Source organism: Arthrobacter arnarulunnguaqae, from assembly GCF_051262515.1.
Lineage (GTDB): Bacteria > Actinomycetota > Actinomycetes > Actinomycetales > Micrococcaceae > Arthrobacter_N.
Window position 1 is genome coordinate 1 of the sequence record NZ_JBIMER010000024.1, and the last position, 21,903, is coordinate 21,903.

At 70.5% G+C, this 21,903-nt stretch carries 21 protein-coding genes; 10 read left to right on the forward strand and 11 right to left on the reverse strand.

The features are described 5' to 3' along the window. Positions 1–848: 848 nt before the first annotated feature. The 3 genes from ACHAAJ_RS14555 to ACHAAJ_RS14565 all read left to right on the forward strand — a co-directional run bounded on the left by ACHAAJ_RS14555 (position 849) and on the right by ACHAAJ_RS14565 (position 3,298). Complete coding sequence (locus ACHAAJ_RS14555) at positions 849–1,043, forward strand: hypothetical protein (RefSeq protein WP_435728963.1); 195 nt, start codon at positions 849–851, stop codon at positions 1,041–1,043. A gap of 132 nt (positions 1,044–1,175) precedes the next feature. Continuing rightward, positions 1,176–2,054, forward strand: coding sequence for an MBL fold metallo-hydrolase (locus tag ACHAAJ_RS14560; protein ID WP_435728964.1), 879 nt, complete (start codon positions 1,176–1,178; stop codon positions 2,052–2,054). Positions 2,055–2,056: 2 nt separating this feature from the next. After that, on the forward strand, positions 2,057–3,298 hold the full coding sequence (locus ACHAAJ_RS14565; protein ID WP_435728965.1) for an MFS transporter: 1,242 nt from the start codon (positions 2,057–2,059) through the stop codon (positions 3,296–3,298). 15 nt (positions 3,299–3,313) lie between these two features. Here the strand turns inward: ACHAAJ_RS14565 and ACHAAJ_RS14570 are convergent, their stop codons facing one another. The 3 genes from ACHAAJ_RS14570 to ACHAAJ_RS14580 are packed head-to-tail and all read right to left on the reverse strand — an operon-like array spanning position 3,314 to position 5,044. Continuing rightward, complete coding sequence (locus ACHAAJ_RS14570) at positions 3,314–3,658, reverse strand: YnfA family protein (protein ID WP_435728966.1); 345 nt, start codon at positions 3,656–3,658, stop codon at positions 3,314–3,316. Positions 3,659–3,705: 47 nt separating this feature from the next. Then, positions 3,706–4,077 (reverse strand): GNAT family N-acetyltransferase, encoded by a 372-nt coding sequence (locus ACHAAJ_RS14575; RefSeq protein ID WP_435728967.1) that lies wholly within the window; start codon positions 4,075–4,077, stop codon positions 3,706–3,708. Between the two features lie 40 nt (positions 4,078–4,117). Continuing rightward, complete coding sequence (locus tag ACHAAJ_RS14580) at positions 4,118–5,044, reverse strand: phosphatase PAP2 family protein (protein WP_435728968.1); 927 nt, start codon at positions 5,042–5,044, stop codon at positions 4,118–4,120. Between the two features lie 72 nt (positions 5,045–5,116). On the opposite strand from ACHAAJ_RS14580, the gene ACHAAJ_RS14585 reads away from it, so the two are divergent. The 3 genes from ACHAAJ_RS14585 (at position 5,117) to menD (ending at position 10,212) form a co-directional block, all read left to right on the forward strand. Continuing rightward, on the forward strand, positions 5,117–6,133 hold the full coding sequence (locus ACHAAJ_RS14585; RefSeq protein WP_435728969.1) for an o-succinylbenzoate synthase: 1,017 nt from the start codon (positions 5,117–5,119) through the stop codon (positions 6,131–6,133). Positions 6,134–6,222: 89 nt separating this feature from the next. After that, positions 6,223–8,304, forward strand: coding sequence for a PhoX family protein (locus tag ACHAAJ_RS14590; RefSeq protein ID WP_435728970.1), 2,082 nt, complete (start codon positions 6,223–6,225; stop codon positions 8,302–8,304). Between the two features lie 48 nt (positions 8,305–8,352). Continuing rightward, positions 8,353–10,212: a 2-succinyl-5-enolpyruvyl-6-hydroxy-3-cyclohexene-1-carboxylate synthase gene (gene menD, locus ACHAAJ_RS14595; RefSeq protein WP_435728971.1), complete on the forward strand. Its 1,860-nt coding sequence runs from the start codon at positions 8,353–8,355 to the stop codon at positions 10,210–10,212. Between the two features lie 22 nt (positions 10,213–10,234). On the opposite strand, the gene ACHAAJ_RS14600 is transcribed toward menD, so the two are convergent. The 4 genes from ACHAAJ_RS14600 to ACHAAJ_RS14615 all read right to left on the reverse strand — a co-directional run bounded on the left by ACHAAJ_RS14600 (position 10,235) and on the right by ACHAAJ_RS14615 (position 14,159). Beyond that, on the reverse strand, positions 10,235–11,032 hold the full coding sequence (locus ACHAAJ_RS14600) for an amino acid ABC transporter ATP-binding protein (protein WP_435728972.1): 798 nt from the start codon (positions 11,030–11,032) through the stop codon (positions 10,235–10,237). A gap of 11 nt (positions 11,033–11,043) precedes the next feature. Then, positions 11,044–11,838: an amino acid ABC transporter permease gene (locus tag ACHAAJ_RS14605; protein WP_435728973.1), complete on the reverse strand. Its 795-nt coding sequence runs from the start codon at positions 11,836–11,838 to the stop codon at positions 11,044–11,046. Positions 11,839–11,969: 131 nt separating this feature from the next. After that, complete coding sequence (locus ACHAAJ_RS14610; protein ID WP_435728974.1) at positions 11,970–12,761, reverse strand: ABC transporter substrate-binding protein; 792 nt, start codon at positions 12,759–12,761, stop codon at positions 11,970–11,972. Positions 12,762–12,911: 150 nt separating this feature from the next. Continuing rightward, on the reverse strand, positions 12,912–14,159 hold the full coding sequence (locus ACHAAJ_RS14615) for an isochorismate synthase (protein WP_435728993.1): 1,248 nt from the start codon (positions 14,157–14,159) through the stop codon (positions 12,912–12,914). 177 nt (positions 14,160–14,336) lie between these two features. Here ACHAAJ_RS14615 and ACHAAJ_RS14620 point away from each other — a divergent pair, with 177 nt between their 5' ends. The 4 genes from ACHAAJ_RS14620 (at position 14,337) to ACHAAJ_RS14635 (ending at position 18,662) form a co-directional block, all read left to right on the forward strand. After that, positions 14,337–15,122: a demethylmenaquinone methyltransferase gene (locus ACHAAJ_RS14620; protein WP_435728975.1), complete on the forward strand. Its 786-nt coding sequence runs from the start codon at positions 14,337–14,339 to the stop codon at positions 15,120–15,122. 16 nt (positions 15,123–15,138) lie between these two features. Then, positions 15,139–16,470 carry a geranylgeranyl reductase family protein gene (locus ACHAAJ_RS14625; protein ID WP_435728976.1) on the forward strand — a complete coding sequence of 444 codons (1,332 nt, stop codon included), beginning with the start codon at positions 15,139–15,141 and terminating at the stop codon, positions 16,468–16,470. A gap of 4 nt (positions 16,471–16,474) precedes the next feature. Further along, positions 16,475–17,572, forward strand: coding sequence for a polyprenyl synthetase family protein (locus ACHAAJ_RS14630; RefSeq protein WP_435728977.1), 1,098 nt, complete (start codon positions 16,475–16,477; stop codon positions 17,570–17,572). 244 nt (positions 17,573–17,816) lie between these two features. After that, on the forward strand, positions 17,817–18,662 hold the full coding sequence (locus ACHAAJ_RS14635; RefSeq protein WP_435728978.1) for a DUF559 domain-containing protein: 846 nt from the start codon (positions 17,817–17,819) through the stop codon (positions 18,660–18,662). 111 nt (positions 18,663–18,773) lie between these two features. Here ACHAAJ_RS14635 and ACHAAJ_RS14640 read toward each other — a convergent pair whose 3' ends face one another. The 4 genes from ACHAAJ_RS14640 to ACHAAJ_RS14655 are packed head-to-tail and all read right to left on the reverse strand — an operon-like array spanning position 18,774 to position 21,791. Continuing rightward, a complete protein-coding gene (locus ACHAAJ_RS14640; protein WP_435728979.1) occupies positions 18,774–19,262 on the reverse strand; it encodes an HIT family protein in 489 nt (162 codons plus the stop codon). A 4-nt stretch (positions 19,263–19,266) separates the two neighbouring features. Next, positions 19,267–19,701, reverse strand: a complete 435-nt coding sequence (locus tag ACHAAJ_RS14645) for an SMI1/KNR4 family protein (protein ID WP_435728980.1) — start codon at positions 19,699–19,701, stop codon at positions 19,267–19,269. 9 nt (positions 19,702–19,710) lie between these two features. Then, on the reverse strand, positions 19,711–20,382 hold the full coding sequence (locus tag ACHAAJ_RS14650) for a trimeric intracellular cation channel family protein (protein WP_435728981.1): 672 nt from the start codon (positions 20,380–20,382) through the stop codon (positions 19,711–19,713). Further along, the gene (locus ACHAAJ_RS14655) at positions 20,382–21,791 is read right to left on the reverse strand and encodes a PucR family transcriptional regulator (RefSeq protein ID WP_435728982.1); all 1,410 of its coding nucleotides are present in this window, start codon (positions 21,789–21,791) and stop codon (positions 20,382–20,384) included. The genes ACHAAJ_RS14650 and ACHAAJ_RS14655 overlap by 1 nt, the downstream gene beginning before the upstream one ends. Positions 21,792–21,903 lie beyond the last annotated feature (112 nt).

Below are 21,903 nucleotides of genomic sequence, written 5' to 3' on the forward strand. Positions count from 1 at the left end.
ACCCCCGGATCAGATCCACCACCGCCGCATCCGAACGATCCACGGTCCCCCGCCGACGGATCACCGTCCCACCCGACACATACGAACCCCCACCCGGCTCGGGTGGCCGCGGAGGAACGGTAGGGCCGTCGATACCGACGGGCTCAGCTAGCGATCCGCCGGACCCTTCGGGGCCTTCGGGACGCGTGAGCTGGTCGCCGGGATCCCCGGCGGCGGACTCCGCCACCAGATCCGCATACCGCATCCCCGCGAAATACTCCGCCACCGCACCCACCGCCGACAGCTCCGCCGCGAAACCACCCGGCCCACCCACGGTCTCGACACCGGCCGAGGACTCACAGCGCGGGACTCCAGAGTCGCGGGAACCCGCACCCGCGGATTCCACGCCGGGAGAATCCACGCCGGACGACGGAGGCGATGGCGGCGGCGGCACCGGTGGCACCGAAACCGAGGGCGACTCCGGCTGAGGTGGCGGGGTCTGCGCCGAACCCGGCACGGTGCCCGGATCGGTGCACGCCTGGCGACCTGACCTGGCACCCGGCCCGGCGCCCCGCCGGGGGCCCGGCTCCGGCGTCGGCGTCGGCTGTTGTTCCTTGGACATGACTCCACGCTACCGACCACCACCGACAAAATGGGAACAAACCTTCGAATGGGGAGAGGAAGTTTTTTTCGCCACCTGGGTAGGGACAGTCGTGCCGACACAAACCGCTCAATGCCGAGCCAGGACCGGAATGATCCGTGTACCAAGCGCAACGGTCGAGGCTTTCCTGCATCCCGGCAACCGGGACGCCGTTAGCCGTCACCGCCCCGCACTCCCCACCGCGGCGCCGCGGGCCTATCCTTGCCCCATGGAGATCCTTCCTCAGAGCTACGAAAAGTACCTCGAGACGCTCGGTGCGTCGACGGCACATGCACTGCGGCCCGTGTTCCTGGAATCCGTGGCCGAAGGCGACCACGGCGTGCACGTCCGCGGCCTGGGCACGCACTACGAGCAGGCGTTCGTCGACGACAAGGTGCCCTTCGGCGAGGTGCGCATCACCTGAGCCCGCGCCCGGGGACGCACCGGCGGCGCGAATGAAGGCGGCGCCGGGGTAGGCGTTTGTGCGGACGGCGACCGCACCCGGTATTTTGATGGGTGGGCACGACCGTCCGGACATCTGCGAACAAGGGGCCACATGAGCAACGCAATCCCACCACCCGAGGTCAAGGAGGCGGCCGAGGCCGCCGGTTGGGAATACATCGGCGAAAAGTCGTGGGTGCTCGTCAACGCCGGATTCACCATGAACACCGGACTGATCGTCGGCGACGAGAAGGCGCTCGTCATCGATCCCGGCGCCGGCCCGCGCGAGGCCGCGCCGACGTACGAGGCCATTCGCGCCGTCACGGATCTGCCCCTGGTCGTCGTCAATACCCATGCCCACGGCGACCACTACTTCGGCAACGACTACTTCCGCGCCCAGGGTGTCGAGACGATCTGGGCCCACCACCGCACCGCCGAAGAGATCGCGTCCAACGGCGAGTCCCAGCGCATGCTCGTTCGGGCCGCGGAACCCGAAATGGGTGAGGGGAAGGGCGCCTACACGCGCATCGTGGTGCCTGATTCCGTGGTCCGGGACAAGCCGGTCGACCTCGACCTGGGCGGCCACACGGTGACACTGTTCCACCTCGGTAGGGGCCACACGGACGGCGACTTGTTGGTCTCCGCCGGGTCCGTGCTCTTTGCGGGCGACATCGTCGAGGAGGGAGCGCCGCCGAGCTTCGAGGACTCGTACCCGTTGGAGTGGCAGAAGGTGCTCGGCAAGCTGATCGCCATCGACGAGCTCTACACGGTGATCGTGCCCGGGCACGGACGTCCGGTGGACCTCGAGTTCGTCCGCATGCAGTTCCACAAGCTGCGCCAGGCCATCCTCACGTGCACGGGAGCCATTGCCGAGCAGGTCAACGACTACACCAAGGCCGTCCCGGTGCTTCCGTACGGACCCATTCAATCGCGCCACCTGCTGACGCGCATCAAGGAAACGGCCGGGCGCCGCATTCAGGGCGCGTCGCGCTGACCGTGGGCGACGACGGGTTCCGGCTCCGCGACATCGGAGTCCGGGTCTACGCCCCGTCGCTGCTATACGCCGTTGGCCTCGGCGCCGTCGTCCCAGTCATAGCGCTCAGCGCGCGCGGACACGGCGCCAGCATCGCCACCGCGGCTCTGGTCATCACGCTCGTCGGCGTCGGTTCGCTCCTCACGAACGTTCCGGCGGCGTTGATCACTTCGCGCTTCGGCGAACGCTCCGCGATGATCGGGGCCGCGGCGTGGGCGACGGCTGGCATGGCGCTTTCCCTGGTCGCGTCGGGCCTGGCGGTGTTCGGCGCGGGCATCCTGATGATCGGCATGGCCGGCTCGGTGTTCAACCTGGCGCGCCAAAGCTATTTGGCGGAGGCCGTGCCCATCAGCCACCGGGCGCGCGCCATGTCCACCCTCGGCGGCACCATGCGCATCGGGGTGTTCATCGGGCCCTTCGCGGCCGCGGCCGCGATGGTCTGGCTCGGGTTGGCGGGCGCCTACTGGGTGGGTCTGACCGCCATGGTGGGCGCGGCGATCGTCAGTTTCCGCATCCCGGAGCTGGTGCCCGCCGGCGGTGCCCGAACCGGCGGAGCAAAAGCGGCCGACGCCGTAGCGCGCGCCAACGTGAACGCCCAGTCCAAGCAACGACGCCGGGGACCGACCATGCGCTCCATCGCCGCCGACCATTGGCGCACGCTCGCGACGTTGGGCATCGGCGTCGTGCTGATTTCCGCCGTCCGGTCCACCCGGCAGGCGGTGATTCCGCTGTGGTCGGAGCAGCTGGGGCTGGACCCGGCCGCCGCGTCCGTGGTCTACGGGATTTCCGGCGCCGTCGACATGCTGGTCTTCTACCCGGCCGGCAAGATCATGGACCGCAGGGGCCGTGTCTGGGTCGCTGTGCCGTGTATGGCAATCATGGGCGCCGCGCTGGTGGTGCTGCCCTTCACCGGCCAGGCGTGGACGCTGCTGCTGGCGGCCATGCTGCTGGGTTTCGGCAACGGAATCGGCTCGGGCATCGTGATGACGCTCGGGGCCGACCACTCGCCGGCGGTCGGCCGGCCCCGATTCCTCGGGCTGTGGAGGCTTCTGTCCGACGCCGGTGTCATGACCGGGCCGGTGGTGCTGGCGGTGGTCACCGGATTCGCGTCGTTGGCGTCCGGAGTTTGGGCAGTGGCCGCACTCGCGTTCCTCGGATCCGCGGTTTTCGGCTACTTCATTCCGCGGACGCCGCCGCCGCGGTAGGGGAGGCCGCCGGACCTACTGCAGCGAAGAACCGCGCGGCGCGAACATGATGACCGCGACCCCGATGAGGCACACCAACGATCCCGCGAGGTCCCAGCGGTCCGGGCGGAAGCCGTCGAACGCCATGCCCCAGGCCAGCGAACCGGCCACGAAGACGCCCCCGTAGGCGGCCAGGATACGTCCGAAGTTCGCGTCGGGCTGCAGCGTCGCCACGAAGCCGTAAAGGCCCAGCGCCATCACGCCGAGGCCGGCCCACCACCACGAACGGTCCTCGCGGACCGCCTGCCAGATGAGCCACGCGCCGCCGATCTCGGCCGTCGCGGCGAGTGCGAACAACAGGACGGACTTGAGGATAGTCATGTCCCCATCTTCGTCCATACCCGGGGGCAGGCGTGCCGGTGCCGCCGCTACGCGCCGGGCTTGGGCGCCCGTTCGTCGGCGACCCGTTCGACGGCGGCGAGGTGCTCCGGGCGCACGGGAAGCGAGTGCTCCTGGAGCTCCGGGTGCTTGCGCACATACGCCTTGATGTAGGGGCACACGGGGACCACCTGCAGCCCGGCCGCGACGGTGTCGTCGAGGGCGAACCGGGCAAGCTTCGACGCGAGGCCGCGTCCGCCGAACTCCTCGTCTACCACCGTGTGGAAGAAAATCCGCGCCGGCGCCGTCCCGTCGTCGAACGGGATCCAATGCGCCTTGCCGATCAGCCGGTCGGCCTCGAGGAGCTCGTAGCGGCCGCGTTCGTCGTTTTGCCGCACGGTGATCTCCGAGTGGTTGTCCATGCGTTCCGCCTCTTTCCGTTCCGTTGGCGTGGTCCGAATATCACTCCCGCGCCCGGCGGCGGACCGGCCGCGTCTGCTGCGAGAAGAATACGCTTCCCAGTCCGAACAGGAACAAGGCGGAACCGAAGATCAGGAGGATCCCGCTGACCAGGTACCAGCCCAGACCCTCGGTGCCGGTCACCCCGCGTGCGTGCGCCACGAACCAGTAGGTGGCCCCCGCGCCGGACAGGCCCAGAAGGCCGGGCAGCCACAGGAGCACCACCCACACGCGTCCCGACGCCCAGTGCGCGGCGGATCCGCGCCAGACGTTCCAGGCCGGCTGGCCACGCAGGATGACCAGGCCGCCCAGCAGTCCCCAGAACACGGCCAGCAGGTACGCGGCCAGGATGTCGGCCGGCCGGTGCCAGCCCAGGACGAACGTCGCGCCGCCGGCGAGAGCCGCGTACAGGCCGCCGCACGCCGCCACGAACGGGCGCCAGCGCGGCGTCGTGACCAGGAACACGGCCACCATCGACGCCGCGGCGAACGTGGTGTGCCCGGAGGGGAAGGAGTTGACGGTCGCCTCGGAGATGTTCTTGTCGGGGCGGTCCAAAACGAGGTGTTTCAGGACCTGGGAACTGAGCACGGCCGCGCCGAAGGCCAGCGCCGCCACGACCGGGGCGAACACGTTGCGGCGGACCACGGCGGCGGCGGCGAGGACCACCACGCCGATCCCGCCCGAGACGGCGGGCAGCTCGCCGAGGAACGCCAGCGCCGGGCGGCGGGCGGCGTCCGCCTTCAGGTAGCCGATGGCGCCCCGCAACGCGTTGTCGTCCGCCTGTTGTCCCGTCGCGGTGAGTACGAAGACCCAGTAGGCGGCGCCGAACGCGGCGGCGATGCAGAGCATCCCGAGGATCCACAGCGCGGGACTCCGTGCCGCCCGGTGGGAACCCCTGCCGACGGCGGTGAGCACTCTGGTGTCGTTCATTCGCACCAGCGTGCCACAGCCGCATGGGAAAACGCTGGGGCGCGTGACCACCGGTGTATATACAGTTGCCCCATGAGCGCGCACGGTCAACACCGCATCGTTACGCCCGACGTCGGGGAGCTGCTGGCGCGGGCGCACGTCGTCTCGCTGCCGCTGCGCGTCCGCTTCCGGGGCGTGGTCCGGCGCGAGGTCCTGCTGCTGGACGGCCCGGAGGGCTGGGCGGAGTTCTCGCCTTTCACGGAGTACGACGACGCCGAAGCCGCCTCCTGGTTGGCGTGCGCCGTCGAGGCGGGCTGGGTGGGCTTCCCGCCGCCCGTGCGCGACTGCGTGCCCGTGAACGCGACCGTGCCCGCCGTCGCGGCGTCCGGCGTCGGAGAGGTGCTCGGCGCCTTCGACGCGGCGCACACGGTCAAGATCAAGGTCGCCGAGCGCGGGCAGTCGCTGGCCGACGACGTCGCACGGGTCGCCGAGGTGCGCCGCCTCCTGCCGCACGCGGCGCTGCGCGTCGATGCCAACGCGGGGTGGAACCACGCGGGCGCGCTGGCCGCGCTGGAGGCGCTCCTGCCGTATGGACTGGAATACGCGGAGCAGCCCGTCGCGGGTATCGACGGCATGCGCCGGTTGCGGCTCGAGGTGATCCGCCGCGGCTGGTGCATCCCGATCGCCGCCGACGAATCGGTCCGCAAGGAGTCCGATCCGCTCGCCGTGGCCCGAGCCGACGCGGCGGACCTCATCGTGGTGAAGGCGCCGCCACTCGGGGGGATCCGCCGGGCACTGGACATCGTCGCCGAGGCCGGACTGCCCGCCGTCGTCAGTTCCGCGCTGGATTCCTCGATCGGAACGCGGGCCGGCGCCGCGCTGGCCGCGGCCCTGCCGGACCTTCCGTATGCGTGCGGCCTCGGCACCGTGTCGCTTTTCGCCGAGGACGTGTCCACGGAGCGCTACGAGGCGCGCGGCGGTGCGCTGGACCTCCGTCCGGTGGCGGCGGATCCGGAGCTGCTGCGGCGACACGCCGCGCCGCCGGAGCGCCGGGCGTGGTGGCTCGATAGGCTACGGCGTTGCGGTGAACTTCTGGTGACATCCGCGTAGCGCCCCGTTCACCCGGCGGCAGACCTCGCGTCGACTGGGGGTGAAAGGGTTCCCACGGGAAACACCCGAACAATTGGAGGAGCACCGCCATGACCGCCACCCGCAAGTTCCTGCCCATGCTGGGCCATACCCGCGGAAACCGTTCCGCCGCGACCTGCCACTTCAAGTGCGGCAACGCGTGCGCCAAGGACGTGTGCAACACCTCGGGGAACCAGTACTTCCGCGACGTCGCCGATTCGGCGCTGTCCCGCCGCGCCCTGCTGGGCATGTCGGGAGTGGCCGCCGCCGCCGTCGTGCTGGGAACGGACATCGCCGCCGCGCCTCGTGCCCGGGCCGACTTCGGAGGCTACGGCCAGGGCGGCGGCAAGCTGTCGTTCACCGCCATCGCGCCGGTCGAGCGGACCGTCGACACCATGACGGTGCCGCAGGGCTACGACTGGGCACCGATCATCCGTTGGGGCGATCCGCTCTTCGCCGGGGCGCCGGATTTCGACATCGACAACCAGTCCGCGGCGGCCCAGGCCGCCCAGTTCGGCTACAACAACGACTACCTGAACGTCATCGCCGACGGCGGCGGCAAATCCGGGGTGCTGGTGGCCAACCACGAGTACACCAACGAAGACATCATGTTCGACCAGACCTGGTACGACGCGAACATCAACGAGGCCCGTCGGATCGCACTGGCCGCCCACGGCTTCTCCGTGGTGGAGGTCAAGCGCAAGCGGGCCGGGCAGAAGTGGGAGTACGTCCGCGGCGCCGTGCGCAACCGGCGCATCACCGCGACCACGCCGTTCGCCGTGGACGGACCCGCCGCGGGCTCGGACCTGTTGAAGACGGCCGCGGACCCGACCGGCACGGTGGTCCTGGGAACCCTGAACAACTGCGCCGGCGGCACCACCCCGTGGGGCACCGTCCTGTCCGGCGAGGAGAACTTCAACCAGTACTTCCGGGGGACAGGTTCCGCCACCGACGCGCGCTACGGCGTTTCCGCGGACCCGACCGAGCGCGGCTGGGAAGAGATCGACCCGCGGTTCTCCGGCGCCAACACCGGGTATGAGAACGAGATCAACCGCTTCGGCTGGATCGTGGAGATCGATCCGCAGAACCCAGACTCCACGCCGGTAAAGCACACGGCGCTGGGGCGCTTCAAGCACGAGGGGGCAACCGTCGGCATCGCTGCGGACGGCCGCGTCGTGGCCTACTCCGGCGACGACGAGCGTTTCGACTACGTCTACAAGTTCGTCTCCAGGGACAGGTACCAGGAGGGCAACCGCCGCCACAACATGACGCTGCTCTCCGACGGCGACCTGTACGTCGCGCGGTTCTCCGGCGATTCCCCGGCCGCCGAGATCGACGGCACGGGAGCGGTCCCGTCCGACGGCGCCTTCGACGGCTCCGGCGAGTGGCTGCCGCTCGTCGTCGACGGCGAGTCGAAGGTCGACGGCATGACCGTTGAGGAAGTCCTCGTCTACACTCGCCTGGCCGGCGACAAGGTGGGCGCAACGAAGATGGACCGCCCCGAGGACGTCGAGCCGAATCCGGCCACGGGTAAGCTCTACATCGCGCTGACCAACAACACCCGGCGCGGCACGGACGGCAAGGCCGGCGCGGACGAGGCCAACCCGCGGACGCGCAACCGCACCGGGCACGTGATCGAGTTGACCGAGGCCGGTAACGACGCCGCGGCGCTGACCTTCGGCTGGAACATCCTGTTGGTTGCCGGCGACCCCGCGAACGACACGTCCACCTACTTCGCGGGCTACCCGGCGGACAAGGTCTCCCCAATCTCCTGCCCGGACAACCTCGCGTTCGACTCCAAGGGCAACCTCTGGATCTCTACCGACGGCCAGCCGGGAACCATCGGCTACTGCGACGCGCTGCACAAGGTCACGCTGACGGGCGCCGAGCGCGGCCGCGTGGAGCAGTTCCTTGCCGTACCGGCCGGCGCGGAGACCTGCGGGCCAGTGATCCACGACCGCGAGGACTCGGTGTTCGTGGCCGTGCAGCACCCGGGGGACGGTGGAACGTTCGCCGAGCCGACCTCGCTGTTCCCGGACTACGTGTCCGCGAGGGGCCGGGAGAAGAAGGGCGAGGCGTACGCGCCGCGGCCCTCGGTCGTCCAGGTGTTCTCGACCAGCGGCAACCGCGGAAAGGGACGCGGCGAGCGCTAAGCACCCACCGCACGGGGCCGGGGACGGGCGGAGCCTAGGATGGATTCCATGAGCACTGCTAGCTTCCCGGCCCCGGCCGGCGGTCCCGTACTCACCTCGATCGACACCGCGCGCCGCGTGCTGGACGCCCTGCACGACGCCGGTGCGCGGCACCTGGTGGTCAGCCCGGGGTCGCGCAGCGCACCCCTGGCCTACGCGGCGGCGGAGGCCGAGGCGGCCGGCCGGCTGACGCTGCACGTGCGCATCGACGAGCGCGACGCGGCATTCACGGCGCTCGGCCTGTCCCTGGCCACGGAACGGCCCGTGGCCGTCCTGACCACGTCCGGCACCGCCGCGGGCGAGCTCCTGCCGGCCGTGATGGAGGCCCACCACGCAGGTGTCCCGCTCATCGTCGTGACCGCGGACCGTCCGGCGGAGTTGCGCGGAACCGGCGCCAACCAGACCACCATCCAGCCCGGGCTCTTTGCCGGGCACGTGCTTGCCGCCGCCGAGATCGAGGCCGGAGCCGATCCGGCGGACGATGTGCGGCGGGTCCTGCTCGCCGCCGAGGGCATCTCCTCCCATGTGACGGGCGAGGGCGGCTTCGCGAGCCCGGACGAACGCGGCTCGGCGGCCTCGGTGAATCTCCCGCTACCCGCGGGCATCGCCATCCACGACACCTCGCGAGGACCCGTGCACCTCAACGTCGCCTTCCGCGATCCGCTGGTGCCCGGTCCCGCCGACCGGCTGCCTGCCCCAGCGAACGACGGTGTGGTCCCGCCCGCCGGCGACGCCCCGCCGTCGTTCCAGGGACCCGAGGCGGCGGACCGCATGCCGCCGGCGCCCGTGGACGGTGTCGTCCAGCGCCGCACCGTGGTGGTCGCCGGGCACGGAGCGGGGCCGGCCGCCGAGGACTTCGCCCGCCGGCACGGACTGCCGCTGCTCGCCGAACCGAGCTCGAACGCGCGGTTCGGCGCCCACGCGATCGGACCCTACCGGCTGTTGCTTGCCGTGCTGGGCCCGCTCGTGGAACGCGTCGTGGTCTTCGGACGGCCCACGCTCAGTCGCCCGGTCGCCCGGCTGCTCGCGGACCCGGAGGCTCCGGCCGCGCTGTACGTGCCCGAGCCCGTGTCCTGGTTCGAGCCAGGGCGCCGCGAGGAGCGGATCATCGAGGATCCGGCGGATCTCGAGGTGTTCGCGGGCCGCGGCGCCGACGGCTGGCTCCGGCTGTGGCAAGATGCGGCCGCCGCCGCCTTGCAAGCCATGGAGGACGTTCTGCGGGACGGCCCCCTGACCGGTCCGGAACTGGCGCGGGAGGTCTGGGCACACGCCGCTGGCGCCCTGGTGCTGGGTTCGTCCAATCCCGTGCGGGACGCCGATCTCCTGGCCGCCCCGGCCGCCGCCCCGGCCGCGCGCGTGTTCGCCAACCGCGGGCTCGCGGGCATCGACGGCACGCTCGCCACGGCGTCGGGGGTGGCGCTGGGGACCGGGCTGCGGACCACGGTCCTGCTGGGCGACGTCACCTTCCTGCACGACGCCGGCGGCCTGCTGATCGGCCGAGGCGAACCCGAGCCCGAGCTGGACATCGTGGTGCTCAACGACGCCGGGGGAGCGATCTTCTCGCTGCTCGAACACGGGCACGTCGCGGAGTCCGGGCGCTACGGTGACGCCGTCGAACGGCTCTTCGGGACCCCGCACGACGTGGAACTCGTGAACCTCGCGGCCGCCTACGGCACGGACTACGTCCGGGTTTCGACCCGCGCCGAACTGCTGCTGGCGCTGGATCGCGGCGACGGAACGCGGGTGCGGCGGCCACGCAGGATCATCGACGTGCGGATTGACCGCTCGGGCATCCGGGGACTGCACGAACGGCTGGCAGGCGCGGCGATCGACGCGGCCCGGGCTGCGACGCGGGACGCCGTTTCGTAGGAGACCCCGCCGCTGGGCGGGGCTACTCCCGGACGTCGATGTGCGTCGGGTCCAGGACGCGCTTGAGGAAGTCCTGGGTGCGCGGCTGCTGCGGGTTGCCGATGACTTCCCGTGCCGTGCCCTGCTCGACGACGACGCCGCCGTCCATGAACACGACGCGGTCCGCGACCTCCCGGGCGAACGCCATTTCGTGGGTGACCACCAGCATCGTCATGCCGGCCTTGGCCATCTGGCGCATGATCGAGAGCACCTCGCCGACCGTCTCCGGGTCGAGGGCCGAGGTGGGCTCGTCGAAGAGCATCAACTGCGGGTCCATGGACAGCGCGCGGGCGATCGCGACGCGCTGCTGCTGGCCGCCGGAGAGCTGGTCCGGGTAGCGGTCCGAGAAGTCGCCGAGGCCGACGTTTTCGAGGTGCTTCAGGGCGGTCCGCCGCGCATCGGCGACGGGGCGCCGGAGGACCTTGGTCTGGGCCACGGTGCAGTTCTGCAGCACGGTTAGGTGCGGGAACAGGTTGAACTGCTGGAACACCATGCCGACGTTGCGGCGCATCTTGTCCAGCTCGATGTCCGGATCGGTGGCCTCGAATCCGGCCACGTGGATGGTGCCGCCGTTGGGCTGCTCGAGGAGGTTCACGCAGCGCAGGAGGGTGGACTTGCCGGAGCCGGAGGGCCCGATCAGGCACACCACCTCGCCGGGGGCGACCTCGAGGTCGATGCCCTTGAGCACCTCGTTGGAGCCGTAGGACTTGCGCAGGCCCACGACGCTGACGCCGGCGGCCTTGAAATCGGGCATGGACTCGGTGTTGGCCGTTTCGTTCATGTCTTCGGTGCCTATCGCTTGGTCCGCGCGGTGCGGGCTTCGAACTTGCGAGCCAGCAGGCTCAGCGGAACGGTGATGACGAGGTACAGGGCTCCGGCCACGATCAGCGGCGTGATGCCGGCACCGAGGCTGGTGATGCCGTCGCGCCCGAACTTGGTGAGTTCGTACTGGCTGGCCGTGGCGCCCAGGATGAACGCCAGGGAGGAGTCCTTGGTCAACAGGATGACCTCGTTCGTCAGTGGCGGCAGGACGATCTTGAACGCCTGCGGGATGATGATCGTGACCATCGCGCGCCAGGCGGGCATGCCCAGCGAACGCGCGGCCTCCATCTGCCCCTTCGGCACGGCCTGCAGGCCGGCGCGGAGGGTCTCGGCAATGTAGGCGGAGGCCACCATGCCGAGGGCCGTCATCACCACGACGGGCTGGGGCCAGATGGTTCCGGGGAACGCGCTGGGGATGCCGAATCCGAACGCGATGAGAACCAGGATCGCGGGGACGCCGCGGAAGAATTCGATGTAGGCGGTGGCGAGCCAGCGGTAGGGGAGGAAGCTGGACATCTTCATCAGGGCCAGCAGCAGGCCCAGGCTCAGGCCGAGCGCGAAGGAGATGACGGTGTAGAAGATCGTGTTCTTCAGGCCGACCACGATCAGGTCCGGGAACATCGGGCCGAGGGCGCCGAAGTTGAAGAAGGAGCGGCTCATCACCTCCCAATCCAGCTTGAGCACCAACACCACGACGAGGACGACGAGGATGGCAAGCTGGACGATTTGGCTGATCCGTGATCGTTGGCGGACGGTCAGGGCCATGGGGAATGCCTTCCATTAGGGTTGCCCGGCAGGGGAATCGATCGCCGGTGCCGGGCATGGGACTGGTGCCGGGGGAACGGCCCGGGCATGGGTGCGGCGGCCGGCGGGGGTGCGCCGACCGCCGCGGGCGACTATTCGGTTTCGCCGAACCAGGTGGCGGAGAACTCCTCCATGGTGCCCTCGTCCGTGAGGCGCTTGAGCGTGCCGTTGATGGACTCAAGCAACGCGGTGTTGCCCTTCTTCACGCCGATGCCCAGCTGCTCGCCGGTGGCGAAGTCCGCGACGCGCTTGTACTCGGCGTCGTCCTTGATGGCGTAGCCCAGGACGGACTGGTTGCCGACGGCCGCGTCGATCTGGCCGGACTTCAGCGCCTGGACTTGGAGGCCGGTGTCCTCGAACTGCACGGCTTCCAGACCCTGCTCCTGCGCGTACTTGGCGCCGGTGGTGGCCTGCTGCACGCCGACGCGCTTGCCCTTGGCGGACTCGACGTCGGTAATTCCGGAGCCGTCCTTGGCGACGAGCGTCAGGTCGTCGTCCATGTAGGGCTCGGAGAAGTCCATGTTCCCCTTGCGCTCCTCGGTGATGGAGATGGAGGAGATGGCGGCGTCGCACTGGGTGGCGAAGAGGCCGGACTCGATGGAGTCGAAGGAGGAGTCGACGACGTTCAACTCGACCTCCAGGTCCTTGGCGATCTCGGCGGCGATGTCCATGTCGAAGCCGACGTTCTCGCCGTCCTTGACGAACTCGAACGGCTCGTAGGGGATGTCGGAGCACACGGTCAGCTTGCCGGTGTTGACCATGGCGATGCCGGAGTCCGAACCGGCCGCGGCCGGTTCCTCGTTGCCGCCGCCGCAGGCGGTCAGGGACAGTCCGGCGATGGCGGTGACGGCCAGGGCCTTCAGGATGCGGGGAGAGTTCTGCATGGGGGAGTGCCAGTCTTTCGTGAGAACGGTACGGAGTCGCTGGTTAGCAGGGCAATTGTAGCCGTTGCGCCGCAGTGGCTTGAGATGTTCGTCACAGGCTACAGGAGTAGATCCCAAGTAAACAAGCGCTTCACGGCCCGCCATGAGTGGCTAGAGGTTCAACGCCTCGCGCATGGGTCGCATTTTTGCCCAGGACTCGGCGAGCTCGGCCTCTGGGTCGGACGCGCCGACGATCCCGCAACCCGCGTAGAGGCGAACGCGTGTGGGCGATTCGACGACGCCCCCGCGCAGCGCGATGCCGAACTCGCCGTTTCCGGCCGTGTCCACCCATCCGACGGGGCCGGCGTACGGACCGCGGTCCATGCCCTCGAGTTCGCGGATCAGCGCCCCGGCGGCCTTCGTGGGCGTGCCGCACACGGCCGCCGTCGGATGCAGCACCTCCGCAAGGTCCAGCGCGCTCGGCGTCGCGCCGCCGTCGACGCGCAGTTGCGCCTCGACGTCGGAGGCCAGATGCCACACGTTCGGCAGCTCCAGGACGAACGGCTCGTCCGGCGCGTCCATTCCCGTGACCAGCGGCCCCAGCTGTGCGGTGAGGGAATCGATGGCGAGGCCGTGCTCGTGTCGCTGCTTCTCGTCGCCGGAGAGCAGGCGGTGGGCGTAATCGGCGTCTCCGGCCGGCGCCGCCGCGCGGTCCAGCGTCCCGGCCAGGACCCGGGCGCGCGCCCGGGTGCCCTCGACCTGGATCAGCATCTCCGGCGTCGACCCGATCAGGCCGTCCATCGAGTACGTCCAGCAGTCCGCGTAGCGCAGCGCGAGTTCGCGCAGCACCTGCGCCACGGCGATCGGCGCGCCCAGCTCCGCGACCGCGTCGCGGGCGAGCACCAGCTTGGTGAGCCGCCCGTCGTTGATCGCCCGCACGCCGGCGGCCACGCGTTCGCGGTAGTCGTCCTCGGAGACCGCCCCGGCCACGAGCCGGTCGTCGCCCGGATCGAGCTCGTGTTCCTCGGAAACGTCGTCCAGCAGCAGTGCGAGGCGCTCCTCGGCCGCCTGGATGCTCAGTTCCGCGTGCGGATCCGCGGTCGTGTAGGTGAGCCAGCTGGCGTCGTCGTGCCGGCCGACGACGATCTCGGGGACGACCATGCGCGAGGACCGCGCGCTGGTGAAGGAGAAGGAGAAGGAGGCGAAGGCGACGGGCCCCGTGCCGGGCAGGCCGACGTCGTTCGTCGTCCGCGCCGCCGCGACCGCCGCGCCCCACCAGGCGCGCGCCTCGGCGAACCGCTCCGGGCCGGTCGATTCGAAGCGGGCGGCCTCCCCGAAGCCGACCATGCCGTTGCCGCGCCGGCCCCACACCACGGAATCGTCGCGCACGACGTAGTCCAACAGGCCGTGTTCGCTCATCGGGGGGCGGGCGAAGGTGAGGGTGCGCAGCGCCGGGGCGGCGGAGGTGCCCGCGGAGGCGTCCGAGGACGGCGCGGGGAGGCCCGGAAAATCGATCGTCATGGTGCCCCCAGCCTACTCCGAACGCGCCGCCGGACGGTTTTTCCCACCGCGGCCGAACTTTGCGACAATGGGCTGGTGAGCCGTGCATCGCTGGAGAAGCGTCCCGAAGAAGTCCAAGCCATGTTCGACGACGTCGCGCCGCGGTACGACGTCGTGAACGACATCCTCTCCGTGGGGCAGACCCGCCGTTGGAGGCGCATCGTCGTCGACGCGGTCGGCGCCGAGCCGGGGCAAGCGGTCCTCGACCTCGCGGCCGGCACCGGGACGTCCTCCGAGCCGTACGCGGACGCCGGCATCAACGTGGTGGCGTGCGATTTTTCGCTGGGCATGCTGCGCGTGGGCAAGCGCCGCCGACCGGACATCGACTTCGTCGCCGGCGACGCCACCAATCTCCCGTTCGGGGACGACTCCTTCGACGCGACGACCATCAGCTTCGGGCTGCGCAACGTCACGGACCCGAAGAAGGCGCTCTCCGAGATGCTGCGCGTGACCAAGCCCGGCGGGAAGCTGGTGGTCGCCGAGTTCTCGCACCCCACGTTCGCGCCGTGGCGCACGGTCTACACGGAGTACCTGATGCGGGCGCTGCCGACCATCGCGACCAAGGTGGCCTCCAACCCGACGGCGTACGTGTACCTCGCCGAGTCGATCCGCGCGTGGCCCAACCAGGACGGGCTGGCCGCCTGGATCGCCGAGGCCGGCTGGGAGGACTGCCGCTACCGCAACCTCTCCGGCGGGATCGTGGCCGTCCACCGCGCCGTGAAGCCCGCCGCCGGCGGCGGGGCGGAGGCGGACCTCGACCCCGAGCGCGCCGACAAGGCCTCCGCGTACCTGCGCCGGCACGCCTCCCGGCGCGTCCTCTAGGCGGCGGGATCCCCACGTGTCTGTACTGATTGTCGGCGCCGGACCGGCGGGTGCGACGGCGGCGACGCACCTCGCGCGCGCCGGAATCGAGGTCACCGTCCTCGAGAAGACGGCCTTTCCGCGCGAGAAGGTCTGCGGGGACGGGCTCACCCCGCGCGCTGTCCGGGAGATGCGGCTGCTCGGGCTCCCGCACGACCCGGCCGACGGCTGGCGGCGGAACAAGGGCCTGCGGCTCGTCGCCGGCGGGCGGTCGATCGAACTGCCGTGGCCGGAACTCGGGGACTTCCCGGACTACGGGCTGATCCGCACGCGGCTCGGCTTCGACGAGGCCCTCGCCCGCCACGCCGAGACCGCCGGCGCACGGCTCCACGAGGGGCATTCCGTGACGACGGCGATACGCGACGCGACCGGACGCGTCGTCGGCGCCCGAGCCAACGTCCTGGACGGCGACGGCCGCAAAACGGGGCAGACCCGGGACTTCACCGCCGACGTCGTGCTGGCCGCCGACGGAAACTCGACCCGCACGGCTCTCAGCCTGGGCTACGAGAAGCGCGACGACCGCCCGCTCGGCGTCGCTTACCGTACGTACTTCACCTCCCCGCGCCACACCGACGAGTGGATGGAGGGCTGGCTTGAGCTTCCGGACAGCTCCGGACGACCGCTGCCCGGCTACGGCTGGGTGTTCGGGGTCGGGGACGGGACATCCAACGTGGGGCTCGGGATCCTGAATTCTTCGAAGCAGTTCGGCAAGCTGGACTACCGTCAGGTGCTGCGGGACTGGACCGCCGGCATGCCCGCGGAGTGGGGATTCACCGAGGCCAACCAGGTCGGCGCGATCCGCGGCGCGGCCCTGCCGATGGGGTTCAACCGGACGCCGCACTACTCTCCGGGGCTGTTGCTGCTCGGGGACGCCGCCGGGATGGTCTCGCCATTCAACGGCGAGGGGATCAGCTACGCCATGGAGTCCGCGCGCTATGCGGCAGAGCTGATCATCGACGCCGAGTCGGGCGCGCGCGGAACCACGCGGGCGGCGCGCGACGCCGTCTACGCTTCATACGCCGACGTCGTGCGGGGAAAGTGGGGTAGCCACTTCACGCTCGGTGCCATGTTCGCCAAGCTGATCGGAAACCCCGTGGTGATGCGGCTGGCGCTGCGGGCCGGCATGGGCACGCCCGCGTTGATGCGCATGGTGGTGCGCCTGCTGGCCAACCTCACCGAGGAGGGCGGCAAGTCGTTTGAGGATAGAGTGATCCATGTACTGGAGAGGCTGGCTCCCCCCACCAGCAACCAGCGGCCGCCGCGCGCGGCCGACGGTGGCCACCTAGCACCGACGAAAAGTAAGTCTTAGAACCTTGACTGATTCCCAGACCAACTGGACCACCGCCGGACACGGCGTTCCCGACGACGTGGACCTGCATCCGGAAACCTCCGCGTTGGCCGCCGGCATCAGCTTGCCCCCGGGCTTCCGGGCCGTCGCGGAGGACCCGGAGTTCGGCCCGGCCATCTCCCAGGGCATGGCCCGCGTGGAGAAGCTGCTGCGCGGAGCCGTCGCGAACTCCGATCCGCTGATCGACGAGACCAGCCGCCACCTCGTCGAGGCCGGGGGCAAGCGCATCCGTCCGCTGCTCGTGATCCTCGCTTCGCTACTGGGTGAGGGCGTGTCCGCCGACGTCGTCAAGGCCGCCGCCGTCGTCGAACTCACGCACCTCGCGACGCTCTACCACGACGACGTGATGGACTCCGCGCCCTACCGCCGCGGCGCGCCCACCGCCCACGAGGTCTGGGGCAACTCCGTGGCGATCCTGACCGGGGACCTCATCTTCGCGCGCGCGTCCGTCATCGGCGCCGAACTGGGACCGGACGCCGTCAACATCCAAGCCCGCACGTTCGAGCGCCTGTGCCTGGGCCAGCTGCACGAGTCGGTCGGGCCGCGCGAGGGCGAGGACGCCGTCGAGCACCACCTCCAGGTCCTGGCCGACAAGACCGCCTCCCTGCTGGCGACCGCGGGCGTGTTCGGAGTGCTGTTCGGCGGGGCAGAGCAGTGGAGCCCGGTCTTGCGCGACTACGGCGAGAAGGTCGGGGTGGCCTTCCAGCTGGCCGACGACGTGATCGATGTGACCGGCGCTCAGGTGCGTTCCGGCAAGACGCCCGGAACCGACCTCCGTGAAGGCGTGCCGACCCTTCCCGTGTTGCTCCTGCGCCAGGACGCCGCCGCCGGGGACGCCGCGGCCGCCGGCGTGTTGGAGCTCGTGGACGGAAACCTCGAATCGGACGAGGCGCTGGCAGCGGCCGTCTCCGCGTTGGCCGCGCATCCGGCGACGAACCGCGCGTGGGCGGTGGCCCGGCAGTGGGCCGACGAAGCGCGGAACGCGCTGGATCCGCTCCCGGACGGACCGGTCAAGACGTCGCTCGCGGCGTTCGCCGACGCCGTGGTGACGCGCGAGCTTTAGGCCCCCACAGGCACTGGCGCCCCGGAAGCCCCAACCGCCCCAGCCGCTCCGGTCCGGAAGTTTCAGCCGGGTGCGCCCGTGAGCGTCTTTGGACCTTCCTGAGCGGGTTTGGACCAATCCGTGCCTGCTGACTAGTGCGTTTGCGCGGGCCGCCGCGCAAAACCGCTCACGATGGCCCACAAGGTTATCCACAATGGCCCCGCGCGCATCCCGATGCCGGTCCCGGGGCCCGATTCTGGTGTGCATGGACACTTCCCACTCCGACGTCGCCGGCTACCTCGTCCGAATGGGCGGCACGGCCCGGACCGGTCAGCTCCTTGCCGCGGGACACGGCCGCCGGGCCGTGGGGCGCGCGCTGGATTCCGGCAGCGTCCTGCGCGCCGCACGAGGAGTCCTCACACTGCCCGACGCCGATGCCGACCACCGCGCCAACGTGGCGGCCGGGTGCCTCACCACGTGCGTGTCGGCCGCCGAGGGGATCGGGCTGTGGACGCTGCAGTCGCCCGCCGAACCCCACCTGTGGTCCGCGCACGGACGTTTCCCGGCGGCCGCCGTCGGACACCGGGGAACACTCCGCGGGAAGCCGTTGGCTGGATCGACCGTCTCGGTGCTCGACGCCGTGGTGCACACCCTGCGCTGCCGGCCCGGGCTGGAGGCACTCGTCGTCGCCGAGTCCGCCGTGGTACAGCGGCGCGTGAGCGTGGCGGACCTGTTGGCGGCGTTGCCGGGAAACCGCAACGGCGCCGCGCGGACCGTCGTCGGCCGGATCGGTACCGGCGCCGAGTCCATTTTGGAGCTCATCGCACGGGAGCTGTTCGTCGCCGTCGGGCTGTCCGTGCAGGCGCAGGTGGTGATCGACGGGGTCGGTCGGGTAGACCTGCTGGTGGAGGAGCGGGTGGTGGTGGAGCTGGATGGGTTCGCGTTCCACGGCGACCGGCAGGCGTTCGTGGCGGATCGGCGGCGAGGGAATGCGGCGACGCTGCGCTCCCTGCCGACCCTGCGGTTCACCTACGAGGACGTGATGGGGGAGCCGGACCGCGTGGTGGCCGACGTGGTCGCGCTCGTCCGCCGGACGGCCCGCGTACCATAGTGAGCGGTTTTGGACGTCCCTGAGCAGGATTGGCGGGCCAGGATGACACTGACTAGGCATGATGTGAACCAGCGGCGGCAAAGTTGCTCACGGCGGTACGGGGGTGGGGGCCTACGGGACGCTGTCCAGGGCCGCCCGGAGTTCGACGGCCTTGCGGGCGCGGTCCTCGACGGACACCCGGTGCCGGAGCTGCCGGTAGAGGTCGTCGCCGTGGTAGCGCGGAAACACGTGTTGGTGGTAGTGCCACACGTGTTGGTTTCCCGCCGGTTCGTTGTGCTGGCGCGTGGACGTTCCGTCGGGGGACCAGGCCAGTTTCATCGCGACGGCCACCCGCCGGCTGGCCAGCATGACGGCGGTCGCGATGGAATCGTCCAGTTCGTACAGGGTCTCCAGGTGAGGCACCGGGATGACCATCGCGTGGCCGCCGTGGTGGCCGAATCCGTCGCAGGCCATGATCACCGCCACGCGTTCGTCCCGGTAGACCAGGTCCGTCGGCGCGCACAGGTTGGACTCCGAGTACGGGCCGCCGGAGAGCAGTTCGCAGAACGGGCACGCGTAGTCCGCGGGAGCGTGGCTCGGCCAGGTCCCCGCGGCGGACACCGTGCTAGTTCTCCAGCTCGGGTTCGAGCTCGTCGAAGACCCAGGAGTACATGTCCAGCATGTACTCGCTGAACGTGCCCTCTTCGCTTTTCCAGGTGCCTCGGACGTTGTGGCGGCGGTGCACGATCGGATCCGGGATGTCCAGGTGGTCCTCGCGGATGCCCCAGACGTACTCCTCCTCTTCGTCCTCCATGAACAGGAGGTAGCCGTCCTCGACTTCCAGCTCCTCGGGATCCCAGACGAAGTAGTACGCCTCCATCAGGTCCTCGCAGCCGCCCAGGGCCAGGTAGAACTCGCGCAGCGCCTGGGGGATCTCGACGCCGGCGTCGTCCAGGGCGTCGTCGAGCTCGCTCCCCGTCAACCCGTCCTCGGGCACCCAGACGTCGTCGAGGTACTGCGGGACCAGGGAACGGAACTTCTCAACGAACATCTCAGCCATGCCTGAATCCTATCGGTCTCCGGAGCGCGTCGGGCGCGTCCACCCCCGCACGGCAAGTGGCGCGCGCCACCTGTAGCGCAGGGCCAGCTCCCGGAACGTGAACACGACGATCGCGATGCCCGTCCCCACGCCGAGGTTGAACACTCCCAGCGACCACGCGAGCGCGGTCAGCCCGGCGCCCAGCATGGCCGGCAGGGCGTAGATGTCGCGGTGGTTGAACAGCTGCGGCACGTCGTTGGCGGCGATGTCCCGCAGGAGCCCGCCGCCGCAGGCCGTGGCCACGCCGAGCAGCGCGGCGACCACGGGGGAGAGCCCCGCACCGAGCGCCTTTTCCGTCCCCGCGATGCAGAACAGGGCCAGCCCGGCGGCGTCGAAGTGCAGGATCCAGCGGTTCAAGCGGTGCAGGCGCGAGGAGACCAGGTACACCGCGATGGTCGCCAGCACGGGTGGCACCAGGTACACCACGGAGGTGAACGACGTCGGAACGCCCTGCCCGATGATCAGGTCCCGCACGATTCCCCCGCCCAGGCCGGTCACGTGCGCCAGCGCCAGGGAGCCGACGATGTCGAAACCCTTGCGGGCGGCCAGCAGCGCCCCGGACACCGCGAAGGCGAAGATCCCGATCAGGTCCAGCCACAGCGCCAGGGCCAGCGGATCCACGGATGCCAAAAAGCCGCCCATCAGTGGACGTCCTTCGCGGAGAGTGCCAGCCAGAGTTGGACGCGGTCCGCGGTGGTCGAGGGGTCGTAGCCGCTGAGCTCGGTGATCTGCTGCAGGCGGTACCGCACGGTGTTCCGGTGGAGTCCGAGCTCGTCCGCGGTGGCCCCGACGCTCCCGTTGAGGTCCAGGAACGAGCGCAAGGTGGCCAACAACCCCGCACCGTGGGCGGCGTCGAACCGCTCCAGGGGTTCCAACGCCTCGCCGGCAAGCGCCTCCAGGGGGACGTCGCGGGCTGCCAGCAGCAGCGACGTCAGGGACAGCCGGGACGGGGGGTTGACGCGTCCGCCGTGGCGCAGGGCCCCGATCGCCTCGAAGTAGCTCCAGCGCAGGCCCGATGCCTGGGCGTATGCGCCCCCGTAGGCGACGCGCGCCTCGATCCCCGCGCCCTCGAGGTAGTCGGCCAGCGCGGACGCGGCGGCGGCGCCGTCGTCGGCTTGGAGCACGACGGCGAGGCGGCCGTCCAGGAGCGCGCCGACGGTGTGGCCAAGGGGCGGCGGGAGCGGCAGGGTGCGCAGGCGGCGCCGGACGCCCTCCGCGGCCTCGGCCAGCAGGACGCAGTTCTGGCCGGTCGCCGCGATGCCGACGGCCTGAAGCCGCAGGGCGGCGTCCTGTCCCTCGATGTTCCCGTGGGCGAGGTCGCCAAGGACCTGCCCGGCGACCGTGCGCCGGGATTCGCGCAGGCGTGCCTGTCCGGCCAGCTCGACGCCGATCAAGGCCCGCGCGTAGTCCACCAGCCCGTCGCGGGCGAACGGCTCGGCGACGTACAGGGTGCAGCGGTCCTTGAGCCCGGTCGCGATCGGGGCCTCGTGCCAGTCGGCCGTCCCGGTCGGCGGACCGTGGACGCGCGCGCCGTAGTGGTCCAGCGCCACCGTGGTTCCGACCAGGCGCTCGAGCTCGCGCAGGAGGTCCTCCAGCCCGCCGCCACCGAGCAACGCGGCGGCCAACTGCTGGTGGCCGCGCAGCAGGCGCTGCATCCGCCCGAGGTGGTCCGCGGAGATGGCTTCGGCAATCATGCGCGTGATGGCCACGAACGGGGTGGCGTAGGGGACCTCGAACACCGGCAGCCCGACCTCGGCCGCTCGGAGCACGACGGCGGCGGGAACCTTGGCGTGCGTCAGCCCGGTACCGAATCCCAGGGCCAGCGCGCCGGCGTCGACCGCCCGGTCCACGAACGCGGACTGGGCGGCGGCGGTCTTCTGCCGCAGCCCGGTGGTGAGCAGGACCTCGCCACCGCCAAGGAAGGGTGAGGGATCCTGAAGCTCGGTCACGGCGGCCCATTTGATGGGCACGTCCGCGAGATCCCCCGGGCCGTTGAGCGGCCGCAGGCCAAGTTCGGGCGAGGCCAGCAGCCCGGCCAGTGTGATCGCCATGGGGCAATCGTAGGCGGCGTTGTGCATCGGACTCATATTCCACGCAACAAGAGGTCGCCATGACGACGGCGGTTCTCATTGTGACGCGTTGATGACGCGTCTACCCTAGTCA

Excerpts from the sequence above, each read along its gene's own strand:
- ACHAAJ_RS14555 (WP_435728963.1), top strand. The coding sequence starts at position 849 with ATGGAGATCCTTCCTCAGAGCTACGAAAAGTACCTCGAGACGCTCGGT.
- ACHAAJ_RS14560 (WP_435728964.1), top strand. The coding sequence starts at position 1,176 with ATGAGCAACGCAATCCCACCACCCGAGGTCAAGGAGGCGGCCGAGGCC.
- ACHAAJ_RS14570 (WP_435728966.1), bottom strand. The coding sequence starts at position 3,658 with ATGACTATCCTCAAGTCCGTCCTGTTGTTCGCACTCGCCGCGACGGCC.
- ACHAAJ_RS14575 (WP_435728967.1), bottom strand. The coding sequence starts at position 4,077 with ATGGACAACCACTCGGAGATCACCGTGCGGCAAAACGACGAACGCGGC.
- ACHAAJ_RS14580 (WP_435728968.1), bottom strand. The coding sequence starts at position 5,044 with ATGAACGACACCAGAGTGCTCACCGCCGTCGGCAGGGGTTCCCACCGG.
- ACHAAJ_RS14585 (WP_435728969.1), top strand. The coding sequence starts at position 5,117 with ATGAGCGCGCACGGTCAACACCGCATCGTTACGCCCGACGTCGGGGAG.
- ACHAAJ_RS14590 (WP_435728970.1), top strand. The coding sequence starts at position 6,223 with ATGACCGCCACCCGCAAGTTCCTGCCCATGCTGGGCCATACCCGCGGA.
- menD (WP_435728971.1), top strand. The coding sequence starts at position 8,353 with ATGAGCACTGCTAGCTTCCCGGCCCCGGCCGGCGGTCCCGTACTCACC.
- ACHAAJ_RS14600 (WP_435728972.1), bottom strand. The coding sequence starts at position 11,032 with ATGAACGAAACGGCCAACACCGAGTCCATGCCCGATTTCAAGGCCGCC.
- ACHAAJ_RS14605 (WP_435728973.1), bottom strand. The coding sequence starts at position 11,838 with ATGGCCCTGACCGTCCGCCAACGATCACGGATCAGCCAAATCGTCCAG.
- ACHAAJ_RS14610 (WP_435728974.1), bottom strand. The coding sequence starts at position 12,761 with ATGCAGAACTCTCCCCGCATCCTGAAGGCCCTGGCCGTCACCGCCATC.
- ACHAAJ_RS14615 (WP_435728993.1), bottom strand. The coding sequence starts at position 14,159 with ATGAGCGAACACGGCCTGTTGGACTACGTCGTGCGCGACGATTCCGTG.
- ACHAAJ_RS14635 (WP_435728978.1), top strand. The coding sequence starts at position 17,817 with ATGGACACTTCCCACTCCGACGTCGCCGGCTACCTCGTCCGAATGGGC.
- ACHAAJ_RS14645 (WP_435728980.1), bottom strand. The coding sequence starts at position 19,701 with ATGGCTGAGATGTTCGTTGAGAAGTTCCGTTCCCTGGTCCCGCAGTAC.
- ACHAAJ_RS14650 (WP_435728981.1), bottom strand. The coding sequence starts at position 20,382 with ATGGGCGGCTTTTTGGCATCCGTGGATCCGCTGGCCCTGGCGCTGTGG.
- ACHAAJ_RS14655 (WP_435728982.1), bottom strand. The coding sequence starts at position 21,791 with ATGGCGATCACACTGGCCGGGCTGCTGGCCTCGCCCGAACTTGGCCTG.